Annotated in this window: 17 protein-coding genes; 10 read left to right on the top strand and 7 right to left on the bottom strand. The window is 30.8% G+C overall.

What is annotated here, in order from left to right:
• Positions 1-35: 35 nt before the first annotated feature.
• From idi to ABNT65_RS08895, 4 genes are all read left to right on the top strand, one after another.
• Positions 36-557, top strand: a complete 522-nt coding sequence (gene idi, locus ABNT65_RS08910; RefSeq protein WP_348747688.1) for an isopentenyl-diphosphate Delta-isomerase — start codon at positions 36-38, stop codon at positions 555-557.
• A gap of 6 nt (positions 558-563) precedes the next feature.
• The gene (locus ABNT65_RS08905) at positions 564-977 is read left to right on the top strand and encodes a 6-pyruvoyl trahydropterin synthase family protein (protein WP_348704528.1); all 414 of its coding nucleotides are present in this window, start codon (positions 564-566) and stop codon (positions 975-977) included.
• Between the two features lie 10 nt (positions 978-987).
• On the top strand, positions 988-1,962 hold the full coding sequence (locus ABNT65_RS08900; RefSeq protein WP_348747687.1) for a type I phosphomannose isomerase catalytic subunit: 975 nt from the start codon (positions 988-990) through the stop codon (positions 1,960-1,962).
• 80 nt (positions 1,963-2,042) lie between these two features.
• Positions 2,043-2,627, top strand: a complete 585-nt coding sequence (locus ABNT65_RS08895) for a hypothetical protein (RefSeq protein WP_348704530.1) — start codon at positions 2,043-2,045, stop codon at positions 2,625-2,627.
• Between the two features lie 7 nt (positions 2,628-2,634).
• Here ABNT65_RS08895 and ABNT65_RS08890 read toward each other — a convergent pair whose 3' ends face one another.
• From ABNT65_RS08890 to ABNT65_RS08875, 4 genes are all read right to left on the bottom strand, one after another.
• Positions 2,635-3,099 carry a hypothetical protein gene (locus ABNT65_RS08890; protein ID WP_348747686.1) on the bottom strand — a complete coding sequence of 155 codons (465 nt, stop codon included), beginning with the start codon at positions 3,097-3,099 and terminating at the stop codon, positions 2,635-2,637.
• A 4-nt stretch (positions 3,100-3,103) separates the two neighbouring features.
• Positions 3,104-3,637 (bottom strand): hypothetical protein, encoded by a 534-nt coding sequence (locus tag ABNT65_RS08885; protein WP_348704532.1) that lies wholly within the window; start codon positions 3,635-3,637, stop codon positions 3,104-3,106.
• 33 nt (positions 3,638-3,670) lie between these two features.
• The gene (locus ABNT65_RS08880; protein WP_348739064.1) at positions 3,671-4,219 is read right to left on the bottom strand and encodes a sigma-70 family RNA polymerase sigma factor; all 549 of its coding nucleotides are present in this window, start codon (positions 4,217-4,219) and stop codon (positions 3,671-3,673) included.
• 128 nt (positions 4,220-4,347) lie between these two features.
• Positions 4,348-5,790, bottom strand: coding sequence for a TonB-dependent receptor (locus tag ABNT65_RS08875; RefSeq protein ID WP_348704534.1), 1,443 nt, complete (start codon positions 5,788-5,790; stop codon positions 4,348-4,350).
• A gap of 81 nt (positions 5,791-5,871) precedes the next feature.
• Here ABNT65_RS08875 and ABNT65_RS08870 point away from each other — a divergent pair, with 81 nt between their 5' ends.
• From ABNT65_RS08870 to ABNT65_RS08860, 3 genes are all read left to right on the top strand, one after another.
• Complete coding sequence (locus tag ABNT65_RS08870) at positions 5,872-6,654, top strand: MBL fold metallo-hydrolase (protein WP_348704535.1); 783 nt, start codon at positions 5,872-5,874, stop codon at positions 6,652-6,654.
• A 112-nt stretch (positions 6,655-6,766) separates the two neighbouring features.
• A complete protein-coding gene (yaaA, locus tag ABNT65_RS08865) occupies positions 6,767-7,525 on the top strand; it encodes a peroxide stress protein YaaA (RefSeq protein ID WP_348704536.1) in 759 nt (252 codons plus the stop codon).
• Between the two features lie 93 nt (positions 7,526-7,618).
• The gene (locus tag ABNT65_RS08860; protein ID WP_348704537.1) at positions 7,619-8,176 is read left to right on the top strand and encodes a vancomycin high temperature exclusion protein; all 558 of its coding nucleotides are present in this window, start codon (positions 7,619-7,621) and stop codon (positions 8,174-8,176) included.
• Between the two features lie 44 nt (positions 8,177-8,220).
• On the opposite strand, the gene ABNT65_RS08855 is transcribed toward ABNT65_RS08860, so the two are convergent.
• Entirely contained in the window at positions 8,221-9,648 is a 1,428-nt protein-coding gene (locus ABNT65_RS08855; protein WP_348704538.1) for an L-serine ammonia-lyase, read from the bottom strand.
• Between the two features lie 86 nt (positions 9,649-9,734).
• Positions 9,735-10,076 (bottom strand): DUF2853 family protein, encoded by a 342-nt coding sequence (locus tag ABNT65_RS08850; protein WP_348704539.1) that lies wholly within the window; start codon positions 10,074-10,076, stop codon positions 9,735-9,737.
• Positions 10,077-10,282: 206 nt separating this feature from the next.
• Here ABNT65_RS08850 and ABNT65_RS08845 point away from each other — a divergent pair, with 206 nt between their 5' ends.
• Complete coding sequence (locus ABNT65_RS08845; RefSeq protein WP_348704540.1) at positions 10,283-11,668, top strand: tetratricopeptide repeat protein; 1,386 nt, start codon at positions 10,283-10,285, stop codon at positions 11,666-11,668.
• Here the strand turns inward: ABNT65_RS08845 and ABNT65_RS08840 are convergent.
• Positions 11,658-12,350, bottom strand: coding sequence for a leucine-rich repeat domain-containing protein (locus ABNT65_RS08840; RefSeq protein ID WP_348747685.1), 693 nt, complete (start codon positions 12,348-12,350; stop codon positions 11,658-11,660). The two genes, ABNT65_RS08845 and ABNT65_RS08840, sit on opposite strands and share 11 nt — an antisense overlap.
• A 180-nt stretch (positions 12,351-12,530) precedes the next feature.
• On the opposite strand from ABNT65_RS08840, the gene pfkA reads away from it, so the two are divergent.
• Together pfkA and gap are read left to right on the top strand one after the other, a co-directional pair.
• Positions 12,531-13,517 (top strand): 6-phosphofructokinase, encoded by a 987-nt coding sequence (pfkA, locus tag ABNT65_RS08835; protein ID WP_348704542.1) that lies wholly within the window; start codon positions 12,531-12,533, stop codon positions 13,515-13,517.
• Between the two features lie 14 nt (positions 13,518-13,531).
• Positions 13,532-14,527 (top strand): type I glyceraldehyde-3-phosphate dehydrogenase, encoded by a 996-nt coding sequence (gap, locus tag ABNT65_RS08830; protein ID WP_348739060.1) that lies wholly within the window; start codon positions 13,532-13,534, stop codon positions 14,525-14,527.
• Positions 14,528-14,599 lie beyond the last annotated feature (72 nt).

Here is a 14,599-nt window from a genome sequence, read left to right as displayed (position 1 = left end):
GTATTTTGTAAGTTTGCTTTTCGTAAATTCGACCCATGAAAGAACAAGTTATCTTAGTAGATGAGCAAGACAATCCAATAGGATTGATGGAGAAAATAGAAGCGCATGAAAAAGCATTATTACACAGAGCTTTTTCTGTTTTTACGTTTAATGATAAAGGTGAGTTGTTATTACAACAAAGAGCAGCTCATAAATACCATTCGCCTTTATTATGGACCAATACTTGTTGCTCACACCAAAGAGATGGCGAAACAAATATTGATGCTGGTAAACGTAGGTTACAAGAGGAAATGGGATTTGTTTGCGAATTGGAAGAGGTGTTTAGTTTTATTTACAAAGCGCCGTTTGATAATGGGTTAACAGAGCACGAACTGGATCATGTGATGGTAGGACGTTTTAATGATAGTCCTGTAATAAATAAAGAGGAAGTAGAGGCGTACAAATGGATGTCTTTAGAAGCTGTTAAGGAGGATATAGCGCAACAACCAGATTTGTATACGGAATGGTTTAAGATTATCTTTAAAGAATCGTATCATAAAATTTCAAAATTTATTTAAAAGAATATGCCAAAAGTTACTGTACATAGAAAAGCTCATTTTAATGCCGCACACCGCTTGTTCAATCCTAATTGGTCTGAAGAAAAAAACTTAGAGGTTTTTGGGAAGTGTAGCAATCCTAATTATCATGGACATAATTATGAGTTAATTGTATCATTAACTGGTGAAATTGATAAAGAAACAGGCTACGTATACGATTTAGGGAAATTGAAAGAGTTAATTAAAGAAGAAATAGAAGAGGCTTTTGACCATAAAAACTTAAATGTTGAGGTAGCGGAATTTAAAAACTTGAATCCGTCTGCAGAAAATATTGCTGTGGTTATTTATAATAAATTGCGTGTGAAAATAGAGAAACAATTTGATTTAAAAGTTACTTTATACGAAACACCAAGAAATTACGTATCCTATAGTGGAGAATAAACAAAACTTAATGATAGATCAGTTATTAAAATTTGAGCCTATATTAAAACAAAAAATATGGGGAGGAGAAAAATTAAAAACAGTACTACACAAAAATACTCAGGATACGAATGTAGGTGAAAGCTGGGAGATTTCTGATGTAGAAGGGGATACTTCTGTAGTTGTAAATGGCGCTTTAAAAGGAAAAGATTTAAAAGAACTGATTACTTTATACAAGGAAGATTTTTTAGGGAAGAAAGTGTACGAGGAGTTTAAAGAAAAATTTCCTTTATTAATTAAATATATAGATGCAAAAGAGGCATTGAGTATACAGTTGCATCCGCATGATGAGTTGGCTAAAAAGAGACATAATTCTTTTGGGAAAACGGAAATGTGGTATGTAATGCAAGCGGATGAAAAAGCAAACTTAATTGTTGGTTTTAAAAAAGATTCAGATAAAGAAACCTACTTAAAATACTTAGAAGATAAAAAGTTACTAGAGATACTGAATGTAGATGAGGTATCTAGTGGAGATGTGTATCTTATTCCTACTGGACGCGTGCATGCTATTGGAGCTGGTGTATTACTAGCAGAAATTCAACAAACTTCTGATATAACCTACAGAGTTTATGATTGGGACAGACAAGATAAGGAAGGGAATTATAGAGAATTGCATACAGAAGAAGCAATTGATGCGATAGATTATAAAGCGCAAGATAGCTATAGAACAGCTTACACTAAAACGCAGAATACAGCTTCGGAGATAGTTTCTTGTCAGTATTTTACCACAAATGTTTTACCTGTAACAGGAAGCGTTACCGTAAACCATGCAGCCAAAGATAGTTTTGTAATTTATATGTGTGTAAAAGGAACTGCTACTTTTACTTATAAAAACCAGCAAGAAGAAGTAACTATGGGAGAAACCATTTTAATTCCTGCTTGTATTAAAGAGGTTCAAATAAGTACAGAGGCAGGTGCTGAATTGTTAGAGGTGTTTATACCTTAAATCAATCTATTTTTATTAGTGTTGTGTTTTGGAGTTTCTAGTTTATAGAAACTTTCCGTTATTTTAATAATATTAATTCTATGCAAGTATTAAAAGTAGAATATAATAAAATAAGGCAAAGCTTACTTCCTAGTTTTAGTGTTAAAAAAGGAGAAGTATGTGGGGTTTTTATTAGTAATGATGTTAATGTTGAGTTAATAGAAACCGAGTTAATAAAAACTGTTACCCAAAGAAAAATAAAAAATAAAATTACTATTCTTAGTCCTTTTTATGAAGTTAAGGATGTTTACAGAAAACAATCTTTTTGGGATTTTATCACAAAAAATAACTTAGTAAGAAATTATGTAAAAAAACAACTTGAATGTGATGAATCTAAAGTGATGGATATTCTTAAGAAATGTGATATTGGATATGACTGGGACATGAATTTATACGGAAGTACAAGAAGAATATTATCAACACTAATAGCCATGGAGAAAAATGAAAATATAATATACAATACCTTTGCTATAGATGTTAAAGGAGCACGAAGGTTAAATGATGTTGTAAGAGAAAAAGTATCTCAAACTAAAGGGTGTGCAATTGAAATTAATTATGGGTTTAGTTCAGAATCTATGGTGCCTTTAGAGAATTATAATCGTGTTGTAGAAATAATAACAGTATAAATAAACCTTATTTTTCTTTCTTAAACTTTCGTTTACCTCGTATTTTTCTGATTAACTTTTTATTGAATTCGTGTTCAGCGATTTCTAAGATTAGGGTTTTTTTGTACGATAAAAATGTGGATACTTTATCAAGTAATTTAGTTTTTATAGCAGCTTTTTGCTGTTGAATAGATTTAATTTCCTCTAAAATAGTTTTAGCTTCTTCTTCAGACAGTTTTTCAATACCGCCTTTTTTAAAAATACGCTTTTTAACATTTAAACGCTCACTTCTATAAAGCTCAGATATTTTTTTATTATAATCGTTATATATAGGCCAAAACTTTTGTGCTTCTTCCTCAGTTAAATCTAACTTTTCCGATATAAAAGCCATTTTATAAGCTCTTATTTTTTTATAATCTCTTCTTCCTTTCTGGGCTTGTAATGCTAGACCTAGAAATAAAAAAGAAAGTATGAGTAGTATATGCTTTTTCATTTGTTTATTGTATTTCATTGAAGAGTACTTCTCCATCAATGGTATGTAAATAATCTTCTAACTGTTCATTATCAGTATTAATAGTTGTTAAGGTTTCTTCATCAAACTTTAAATCGTCAAAGTTAATGGCTAAATCTAAATCATTGCCTGCGTCAATATATCCATTTTCATACCAAGATTCCATATCAGCAGTTGTAATGGTGTCAAAATTAATAATCTCATCACTATTATTAAAATATGTAATAGCAACAAATAAAAGAATAGAGGCAGCAGCCATACTGCTTAATAGTTTATATACGTTTCTTTTTATAGAAACAACTTTTGTTTTGTTGTTTTTTACCTTTTCTAAAATTGTATCATCAATTGTTTCAAAATATGCTTTAGGCGTGGTATAAGGATTTGTTTTGTGAGCACCTAAAGCTGTAAGCGTCATTTCTTGCTCAAAATCATCTAAATAATTTTCAGGTAAGTCAAAACCATGTTTACCTTTGGTCTTGTTATTGAGAAACTCTATACTATTTTCTATATCCTTGTCCATGTTAACTGTTTGACTTGTATAAACCTAAAAGGTTTAATTAGTGTTACTTTTTATATAGGTTTCAATTTTTTTTACAGCATGATGATAAGAAGCTTTTAGGCTGCCTATACTTACTTCTAAAACTTCTGCAATATCATTATACTTCATATTATCAAAATACTTCATATTAAAAACTAATTGTTGCTTTTGGGGTAAAGTAGCAATTGCTTTTTGTAAAATTAACTGTATTTCATCACCATTAAACCAATAATCACTATCTAAACTAGAAATTAATTGTTGTTGATATTCAGAAATATCAATGTTTTTTTCTTTGGCTTTTTTATTAATAAAAGTAATGGCTTCATTGGTAGCAATTCTGTACATCCAAGAGTACAGTTTACTGTCTCCTTTAAAGTTATCAATGTTTCTAAAAATTTTGATGAATGTATTTTGAAGAACATCGTCCGCATCTTCATGGGCAAAAACTATTTTACGAATATGCCAATAGAGTCGCTCTTTATATTGCGACACTAAATCTTTAAACGCAATTTCTTTGGTAGAAGCGTTTTTTAATTGATTTATAAATGCGATTTCGTTGGTCAACTAATAATCAAATTTAGTTGTTAGACTATAAAGTTAAAAAAAGGTTTAATGGAATAAAAAAATAAATGTCTCGATTAATATTAATCGAGACATTTATTAAAATATAGTGTAAGATATTCTATTTGTAATTATACTCTTTTTCGAGTATAACCGAATAATCTTTTTTGTTTAATATTTTCAGAAATTCCTTTAGGTAACATTTCTTCCCAGCCTTCTTCTCCATCTTTCACCATCTGTAATACTTTTCTTGAAAAAATTTCAAGTATTTCTGGGTCAAACCCTTCAATATCTACAATTTTACCATTCATTTTAAAGAATTTATATAGTTCTTTAACTCTAGGATGCACTTTTAAGTTTTTACTTGTAATATACTCTCCAGAATCTTCTTCCTTATACGGATACATATAAACTTTTAAATCACGGTGGAAAAGTTTACCAAAGGCCTCTAAAATACCACCACTTAAATCACGATAATACTTTTCGTCAAAAATTTGAATTAGGTTATTTACACCCATAGCCAGTGCCATACGCTCCTTAGTAAATTCACTAAAGTATTCAACTAACCTAAAATACTCTTGGTAATCTGTAATCATTACATTTTGACCTAAAGAACATAATAGTTCGGCTCTGTCTAAGAAATCACGCTCATTAATTTTTCCTTCAGATTTAAGGTTACTTAACGTAATTTCAAATATGATTTGCGTTCTTTCTGGATTAACTTTCTTTTCGGCTAAGAACAGTTCTTTAGAGCGTTCAAACATATCCATATTAACTTTGGTAACAGGCCTAAAGCTACCACGAAGTGTTAAAATATTACGTTTGTATAATACCTGAGCTGGTAATAAGTTATTTCCATCTGGGCCAAACATTACAGCATTGGTCATACCATTTTTAACCAATTGTAAACTCATTAAACGATTATCAACATACATAAATCGAGGCCCAGAGAAATTAATCATGTCAATTTCTAGACGGTCTTTATCTATATTGTCATAAAAAGACTTTAAAAGCTCTTTAGGATTATCATTTAAATAAAAAGCACCATAAATTAAGTTTACACCTAAAATACCTAAGGTTTCTTGTTGTAACCTAGCATCTGTTTCTTTAAAACGTAAGTGTAATACAATTTCATTATAATCTTCTAACGGATCTAGTTGAAAACGAATACCAACCCAACCGTGTCCTTTAAATTTTTTAGTAAAATTAATAGTTGCTACCGTATTTGCGTAGCTAAAAAAAAGTTTATCAGGATGTTTTTCTCTGTCAAGACGTTCTTCAATTAAAACCATTTCATGTCTTAACATTTTCTTTAAACGAGCTTCTGTTACATAACGTCCATCGTTCTCAACTCCATAAATAGCATCAGAAAAATCCTTATCATAAGCACTCATGGCTTTGGCAATAGTACCAGAAGCACCACCCGCTCTAAAAAAGTTTCTAACAGTTTCTTGTCCAGCACCTATTTCAGCAAAAGTACCATAGATATGTCTATTAAGATTAATCTTTAGGGCTTTACTTTTAGTAGCTGGTACCGATTCTATTTTTTGATCTCCTTTTAAAGTGATTGCCATTTTATTCTTTTTTATTACGTCCGACAAATGTACTGAAAATAGGAATTATTAGTCAATTATTATTGTATTTTTGTGTAATACATGAATAAAAAAAAGCAACTTAAAATAACTTTTTTGGGTACGGGAACCTCTACAGGAGTTCCTATGATTGGCAGTAAGCATCCGGTAGCATTTTCAAAAGACTTTCGAGATAAGAGATTACGTTCGTCTATTATGATTTCTTGGGATGATGTGAATTATGTTATAGATACTGGCCCAGATTTTCGTCAACAAATGATTCGTGAAAACGTGACGTCAATAAATGGTATATTATTTACTCATGAGCATTCAGATCATATAGCAGGTTTTGATGACATCAGACCTTTTAGTTTTTTTATGGGAAGTGTTCCTATTTATGTTGGAGAACGTGTTTTACAGGCATTAAAGAAAAGGTTTGAATATGTTTTTGTAACAGAAAACAAGTATCCTAGCGCACCTACGGTAAATGTAAACTTGGTTGACAAGTCAAAGAAACTTCTTCTAAATGGAGTTGAAGTTATACCTGTTGAAGTAATGCATGGAAAGTTACCTATTTTAGGATATCGATTTGGTAATATTGCTTACTTAACAGATATTAAAACAATTTCAGAAGAAGAAAAGCAAAAATTAGATGGGGTAGAGGTATTAATTGTAACAGGTTTACGTAAAGAACCACATGCTACGCACTTTAATATTGAAGAAGCTTTGAAATTTATTGAAGAGTTAAAGCCAAAGCAGGCATACTTAACGCATATAAGTGAATTGCTTGGTTTTCATGAAGAAGTTGAAAAAGAGTTGCCAGATAACGTTGCAATAGCCTACGATGGGTTATGTGTAACAGTTTAAAAATAATGTTTAATAGGTATTAGTAATAGAACTATTACTTTTTTATAAGAAAATATAGAAAGGTATATTGTATATACATTTACCTTTGAAATTCAAAAATGATTTTTAAGAAATGAAAATAATTATATCTCCAGCAAAGTCGTTAGATTTTGAAAATAAAGCCAATACTAGTTTACATACACAACCTAGGTTTTTAGAGCAATCAGAAAAATTGAATAAAAAATTAAAAACACTTTCTAAAAAGAAGCTCTCTGATTTAATGAAAATATCTGATGATTTAGCAGCATTAAATTATGATAGAAATCAAGAGTGGCAACCTCCTTTTACACCAAGTAATGCTAAACAAGCTGTTTATGCGTTTACAGGTGAGGTGTTCAGAGGGTTGGATGTAACGTCTTTACCGGAAGAAAAACTACCAGTTTTACAAGATACATTACGAATCCTTTCTGGATTATATGGTTTATTAAAACCATTAGATTTAATGCAGCCTTACCGTTTAGAGATGGGAACAAAGCTAAAGGTAGGAAGAGCAGATAATTTGTATAAGTTTTGGGATACTACATTGGCAGAATCTTTAAATGAAGAGTTAGAAGAAGGAGAGTTGTTAATCAATTTAGCAAGTTCAGAATATTTTAAAGCTGTTCCTAAAAAAGCGTTAAAAGTATCAATGATTACTCCAGTTTTTAAGGATTTAAAAAATGGACAGTATAAAACAATTATGACCTATGCCAAAAAGGCAAGAGGATTAATGGTTAGGTATATTATAGATAATAATGTGAAAAGTTTAGAAGAACTTAAAGGCTTTAATGTAGAAGGGTATGGATTTGCTGAAAGTATGTCTTCTGAAACAGAGTTAGTATTCACTAGGTAAGAGCTATAAGAAGCGTTGAAAAGGAAAGGTTTTAAAATAGTATTACTGTTTGTTATAAGTGTTTTTCTAAGTATTTATGTAAGTAATTATTTAGTGCAAAAAAATGCTAAAGAAAAGGTGTTTTCAGATACAAACCGTATTCCTAAAAATAAAGTAGGTTTAGTATTAGGTACCAGCAAGTATTTAATTGATGGAAGGATAAATTTATATTATAAGTATAGAGTAGAAGCTGCTGCGTCGTTATTTAAATCTGGAAAAATAGAGTTTATTTTGGTGAGTGGTGATAACGGTACAAAAAGTTATGATGAGCCTACTAGTTTTAAAGAAGATCTAATTAGTAAGGGAGTTCCTGAGGATAAGATATTTTTAGACTATGCAGGTTTTAGAACCTTAGATTCAGTAGTAAGAGCTTCTAAAGTTTTTGGACAAGAATCAATAACAATTATATCTCAGAGATTTCATAATGAAAGAGCATTATATTTAGCAAAACACTTTACTATAAATGCAGTAGGTTTTAATGCTAGAGATGTATCAGGAAGATATGGTTTGAAAGTTCAATTAAGAGAATATTTAGCAAGGGTTAAGCTGTTTGTAGATATTCTAGTTGGAGTACAGCCTAAATTTTTAGGAAAGAAAATAAATATTGTATAAACAAAAAAGAGGCTTTCAATGAAACCTCTTTTTTAAGTTTTATGTTAACAGTCAGCTAAACCAACTGTTATTGCTAAACCTCCTTCAGAGGTTTCTTTATAATTTCGATTCATATCCTTTGCCGTTTCCCACATGGTATCAATAACTTTATCTAAGGGAACTAAGGACTCTTTAGGGTCAGTTTCTAGGGCTAGTTCAGCAGCATTAATGGCTTTAATAGCTCCCATTGCATTTCGTTCAATACAAGGTACTTGTACTAAACCACCAATTGGATCACAAGTAAGTCCTAAATGATGTTCCATAGCTATTTCAGCAGCTACTAAACATTGTGCAGGAGTTCCTCCTAGTAATTCTGTTAAACCAGCTGCAGCCATAGCAGATGAAACACCAATTTCAGCTTGACATCCTCCCATAGCGGCTGATATGGTTGCATTTTTCTTAAAAATACTACCAATTTCACCAGCTACTAATAAAAACTTTTTAATATGCTCAAAGTCTGCATCATGATTTTCTATAACAAGGTAATACATGATAACAGCAGGAATAACACCTGCACTACCATTGGTAGGTGCTGTTACCACACGTCCAAGTGAGGCGTTTACCTCATTAACTGCAAGTGCAAAACAGCTAACCCATTTTAAAATTTCTCTAAACTTAACTTCTGTACCTCTAATAGCAGTAATCCATTCTTCTTCATTTGAGTATGAAGCTTCTTTTATTAGTTTTTTATGTGTTTCAAAAGCTCTTCTTTTAACATTTAAACCTCCAGGTAAAGTACCTTCAGTGTGACAGCCTATATACATACATTCTAACATGGTGTCCCAAACACGTTTTAGTTCAGCGTTAATAGTTGCTTCGTTTTTTAAAACTAACTCATTTTTTAAAACGATATCAGAAATTTGAGCATTTTCAGAAATACAGTATGCTTCTAACTCAGTAGCTCTGTTGATAGGGAAGGGAAAATTCTGTTTGTTGATTTCAGTATTCACTTCACCTTCTTCTTTTTCCTGAATCACAAATCCACCACCTATTGAATAATAAGTTTCAGAAGATAGTATGGTTTTGTCTTTAGAAAAAGCATTAAAAGTAAGTCCATTAGAGTGGAAAGGTAAAAAGTCTTTGTTAAATACTACTTGATCCATTGAAAAGTTCAATTTCTTTTCATTGTTGAAGTTAAGTGTATTAGTGTTTTTTATTTCAGTAATGATTTTTTCAATATCACTAATGGGAATATATTCAGGATCAGTACCGCTAAGCCCTAATAATACCGCTAAATCAGTGGCGTGTCCTTTTCCTGTTAAAGATAATGATCCGTATAAATCAACTTTTATTGAATCAATGGCATTTGTTTGATGCGCATCTTTTAGTTTTTGAATCCATTGCTGAGCAGCTCTCCATGGTCCTAAGGTGTGGGAACTAGAAGGACCTACACCAATTTTTAGCATATCAAAAACACTAATAAATTGTGACATATGATTTTGTTGTTTGTTGTGGGCTAAAATAAAAAAATCCTGCATTAATATTAATGCAGGATTGATTTTTTGATAAGAAAAGTTTACTACATTCCGTAAACAGATTCTTTATCGAATTTTTTTGCAAGCATATAATAAACTACCGCACGGTATTTGTTTCTTTCAGATTTACCAATTCTTTCCATAACTTCATTAATAGCTTCATCTAATTCAGGACCATCTGCTAAACCTAATTTTTTAATTAAAAAATTCTTTTTAACGGTTTCTAGTTCTTTAGGATCCGATCCAGAAACAGTTTCAGCATCTTTTTTATAAATAGAAGGACCTAAACCTTTAGTTACGGCTTTTAACAAATCAGTGTTAGAACGAATTCCTTTATCGTCCATAAACTTTTTGTATAGTTCTACTTTTTCGTCAAATTTACTCATGATTTTTTGTTTAAATTTTTAAATTTTGTTCTTGTTCGAATTTCAATCCACTCAAATATAGAAAAATAATTTGTGGTATCAAATTAGAATGAATTAATATATTTACGTGGATAAATTGTTAATTATTTTGTTAACAACAAAAGTGCCAAAATGTATTAAGGCACTATTCTTGTTGTAAATTTAGAAGAAATTCAAATACGAAGCCTATGCCAGTATCTAAATTTGAATCAATGTTAAAAACGAATAGCGTGTATTTTTTCGATGCTACAGAGTTTGAGTACATTATAGAACATTACTTAAATATAGGTAAACATACGTTGGCCAAAAAAGCGGTGAAATTAGGGTTAGAACAGCACCCATCTTCTGTCCAACTCAAGCTAATGAAAATAGAACTGCTAATTTTTGATGATGAACTACAAAGAGCTGTAGATTTATTGATAGAAATTGAGGCAGTAGAACCTCATAACGATGAAGTATTTATACAGAAAGCTACTATCTTGTCTAAGAAGAAAAAGCATAAAGAAGCTATTTCTGTATTAAAAGAATCTTTAGAATTTGTTGAAGATCCAGAAGATATTTGGTCTATGATTGGAATGGAATACCTTTATATGGATGATTATGAAAATGCACGGTTGAACTTTGCAAAATGTATTGAGGTAGATTATGAAGATTATTCGTCATTATATAACATTGTATATTGTTTTGATATGGAACAGAACAATGAAGATGCTATTAGATTTTTAAATAAATACTTAGATAAGAATCCATATAGTGAGGTAGCTTGGCATCAATTAGGTAGGCAATATTTTGAAATAGGCATGTATAAAGAGGCTTTACAATGTTTTGATTACGCTGTAATAATTGATGAAACTTTTATTGGAGGGTATTTAGAAAAAGCAAAAACTTTAGAGCAACTGAAAAGGTATGAAGAAGCGATAAATAATTATTCAATTACTTTAGAGTTAGATGACCCAACAGCTTTTGCTTACGTTAGGATTGGAGAATGTTATCAAGAGTTAGATAATATTGCAATGGCAATTCATTTTTACAAAAAAGCAGTACATGAAGACCCTCTTTTGGATAGAGCTTGGTTACTACTAACAAGCGCTTGTTATACAGTAAAAAATTATCCCAAAGCTTTGTATTATATAAACAAAGCATTGCAAATAGATGACATGAACGCTTTATATTGGAGGAAGTATGGTGATATTAATTTGAAACTGAATTTTTACGAAGAATCTGTAAAAGCATTTCAAAGATGTATTGAATTAGGAGATCAAGAAATTGAAATTTTCATTGCATTAGCGGATATACTATTGTTTTTAGGTAATTTTAATGATGCACTATCAGTTTTAATTCAAGCAAAAAAGATTTATAGAGAATTTGCAGAAATTGAATATAGATTATGCGGATTGTTTATGATTTTAGAAAAAGAAGAATACAGTTTAGCGCATTTAAAAAATGGTTTGGCTATAGATTATGAATATCACTTTATAATAAAAGATCTATACCCAACAGTATTTCAGAATAAAAAAGTAAAAAGAATAATTGATGGCTATATAAGTCATAAAGAAATAGAGTCTACCAAATAACTATACATTTTTTAGGAACATTGAGCTTAATTAATCCCTTTTCATAACTTGGAAAGGGATTGTTTTTTAGAATTAACTTTTTAAGATGCTTTAAACTTCTTTTGTTGAGTCCATTAGATATTTGTGATAAATTATTACCAGAAAAATCTACAACTAGTAAATTTTTTAGACCAACAAATGAATCAGGAATGAGAAACAGATTGTTATTTCTAATGTACAACTTTTTTAAACTTTTCAAAATATTAATCTCTTCAGGGATAGACCCAAGCGTATTGTTGTTTATGTGTAGATATTTAAGGTTTGGTAGTCTTAGAATTGAAGAATGGATGTTTTTAAGCTTATTTCCATTAAGTTTCAAGCGTTTTAGATTAACCATATTTGTAGAGCTTATAATAATAGAATCAAACAAGTTGTTGGATAAGTCTAAGTATTCTAATTTTTTAAAAGAAAAAAAAGAGCTATCAATAAAAGAAATATTATTATTGTTAAGTTTTAGTTTCTTTAAGTTTTTCAGGTTTCTAAGGTTTTTAGGAATAGAAGCAATGTTTTGATTAGAAACATCTAAGTAAGTAACTTTTAAAGGTGTTTTAAAAGCTTCGTTAAAAGAGGTGAAAACTTTTTCTTGTTGAGAAAATAATGAAGAGCTAATACAAAATAAGAGTAAACAATATACTTTAACCATACGAAATAAATTAATTCTAAAAAGATAATAAAAAATAAAGGATTAGATAAAGAACAATGATTGGGAATTTCGAGTTTTATTAATGTCAAAGCATTGTTTTTATTGAGGATAAGCCGAAAACGATTTCGTTTTTTTTAGAAAAACTAGTCCTAAAATTAAGTAGATTTGAAACATATAATTATGACAAAAAGAATAAAAAAAATAGCCGTAATGACATCTGGGGGAGATGCTCCTGGTATGAATGCAGCAATTAGATCAGTAGTTAGAGCCTGTGCTTATTATAGAACTGAGTGTGTTGGTATATATAGAGGATATCAAGGAATGATAGAAGGAGATTTTGTGCAAATGACAGCCCGAAGTGTAAATAATATCATACACAAAGGTGGAACAATTTTAAAATCGGCAAGATCTAAAGAGTTTAGAACTGAAGAGGGCAGAAAGAAAGCTTATGAGAACCTAATAGAAAATAACATTGATGGATTGGTAGTGATAGGTGGAGATGGTTCATTTACAGGAGGAGTGGTGTTCAATAAGGAATTTGGTTTTCCTGTGATAGGTATTCCGGGAACTATTGATAATGATATTTATGGAACTTCTCATACACTAGGTTATGATACTGCATTAAATACAGCTATGGATGCTATAGATAAGATTAGAGATACTGCTTCGTCACATAATCGCCTATTCTTTGTAGAGGTAATGGGAAGAGATGCTGGATTTATAGCATTAAATGCTGGGGTTGGAGCTGGTGCAGAGGAAATATTAATACCTGAAGAAGATTTAGGGTTGGATAGAATGCTGGAATCTTTGAAAAAAAGTAAGAGGTCTGGTAAGTCTTCAAGTATTGTGGTAGTGGCCGAAGGAGATAGGTCAGGTAAGAATGTGTACCAATTAGCTGATTATGTTGAGGAAAATTTGCCAGAATATGAAGTGCGAGTTTCAGTGTTAGGACATATGCAAAGAGGAGGTTCACCTACCTGTTTTGATAGGGTTTTGGCAAGTAGATTAGGAGTAAAAGCAGTTGAACTGGTAATAGATGGAAAGTCTAACCTTATGGTTGGGTTGAAAGATAATGAAGTAATTGCAACTGATTTAGAAAAAGCAATAAAAGGAATAAATAATATAAATATGGAGCTATTAAGAGTCTCCGATATTATGACTACATAACTAAAAACAACATTATGATAAAAATTGGGATTAACGGATTCGGTAGAATAGGAAGATTAGCATTTAGATCTGCAGTAAAACGCTCAAATGTACAAGTTGTAGCAATTAATGATTTGTTAGATATAGACTATTTAGCATACATGCTAAAGCATGATTCAGTTCATGGAGCATTTGATGGAACTGTAGAGGTTGTTAACAACAAGCTTGTTGTTAATGGAAATGAAATCAGAATTACAGCGGAACGTAATCCTGAAGATTTAAAATGGGATGAGGTAGGAGCAGAGTATGTTTTAGAATGTACGGGACTTTTTACTAAAAAAGAAAAAGCCGAAAGTCATTTAAAAGGAGGTGCAAAAAAGGTAGTTATATCTGCACCTTCACCAGATGCACCAATGTTTGTTATGGGGGTTAATAATAAAGAGTTAAAGAAAACGGATACTGTTTTTTCAAATGCTTCTTGTACTACTAATTGTTTATCTCCAATAGCAAAGGTACTTAATGATAACTTTGGAATTGTAGAAGGATTGATGACCACAGTTCATGCAAGTACAGCAACACAAAGAACGGTAGATGGCCCTTCAATGAAAGATTGGAGAGGAGGACGTTCTTCAATTCATAATATTATACCATCTTCTACTGGAGCAGCAAAGGCTGTAGGAAAAGTAATTCCTGAGTTAGATGGGAAGTTAACTGGAATGGCTTTTAGAGTACCAACAATGGATGTTTCAGTAGTAGATTTAACAGTTAAATTAGCTAAAGAAGCTAGTTACGATACAATAAAAGAAGTAATGAAAGATGCAGCAGATAATGAAATGAAGGGGGTTTTAGGGTATACAGAAGAATTAGTAGTGTCTCAAGATTTTGTAGGAGATACACGCACCTCTATCTTTGATGCTAATGCAGGGATTGCATTAACAGATAACTTTGTGAAGGTTGTTTCGTGGTATGATAACGAAATAGGGTACTCAACTAAAATTGTTGACTTAGTAGAGTACTCAGCTTCATTGTAATACATTTTTTTATTTTTTGTTAAAAACTGATAGAATTTATAACCTATCAGTTTTTTTGTTTTTATAAGTTTT

Source organism: Tenacibaculum sp. 190524A02b (assembly GCF_964036645.1).
Lineage (GTDB): Bacteria > Bacteroidota > Bacteroidia > Flavobacteriales > Flavobacteriaceae > Polaribacter > Polaribacter vairaonense.
The sequence above is the reverse complement of the archived record's forward strand: the minus strand, read 5'-3'. Positions and strand labels throughout refer to the sequence as shown.

Coding starts and splice junctions, on each gene's coding strand:
- ABNT65_RS08905 (WP_348704528.1), top strand. CDS start 564: ATGCCAAAAGTTACTGTACATAGAAAAGCTCATTTTAATGCCGCACAC.
- ABNT65_RS08890 (WP_348747686.1), bottom strand. CDS start 3,099: ATGAAAAAGCATATACTACTCATACTTTCTTTTTTATTTCTAGGTCTA.
- ABNT65_RS08870 (WP_348704535.1), top strand. CDS start 5,872: ATGAATAAAAAAAAGCAACTTAAAATAACTTTTTTGGGTACGGGAACC.
- ABNT65_RS08845 (WP_348704540.1), top strand. CDS start 10,283: ATGCCAGTATCTAAATTTGAATCAATGTTAAAAACGAATAGCGTGTAT.
- ABNT65_RS08900 (WP_348747687.1), top strand. CDS start 988: ATGATAGATCAGTTATTAAAATTTGAGCCTATATTAAAACAAAAAATA.
- pfkA (WP_348704542.1), top strand. CDS start 12,531: ATGACAAAAAGAATAAAAAAAATAGCCGTAATGACATCTGGGGGAGAT.
- ABNT65_RS08840 (WP_348747685.1), bottom strand. CDS start 12,350: ATGGTTAAAGTATATTGTTTACTCTTATTTTGTATTAGCTCTTCATTA.
- gap (WP_348739060.1), top strand. CDS start 13,532: ATGATAAAAATTGGGATTAACGGATTCGGTAGAATAGGAAGATTAGCA.
- ABNT65_RS08850 (WP_348704539.1), bottom strand. CDS start 10,076: ATGAGTAAATTTGACGAAAAAGTAGAACTATACAAAAAGTTTATGGAC.
- ABNT65_RS08895 (WP_348704530.1), top strand. CDS start 2,043: ATGCAAGTATTAAAAGTAGAATATAATAAAATAAGGCAAAGCTTACTT.
- ABNT65_RS08855 (WP_348704538.1), bottom strand. CDS start 9,648: ATGTCACAATTTATTAGTGTTTTTGATATGCTAAAAATTGGTGTAGGT.
- ABNT65_RS08875 (WP_348704534.1), bottom strand. CDS start 5,790: ATGGCAATCACTTTAAAAGGAGATCAAAAAATAGAATCGGTACCAGCT.
- idi (WP_348747688.1), top strand. CDS start 36: ATGAAAGAACAAGTTATCTTAGTAGATGAGCAAGACAATCCAATAGGA.
- yaaA (WP_348704536.1), top strand. CDS start 6,767: ATGAAAATAATTATATCTCCAGCAAAGTCGTTAGATTTTGAAAATAAA.
- ABNT65_RS08885 (WP_348704532.1), bottom strand. CDS start 3,637: ATGGACAAGGATATAGAAAATAGTATAGAGTTTCTCAATAACAAGACC.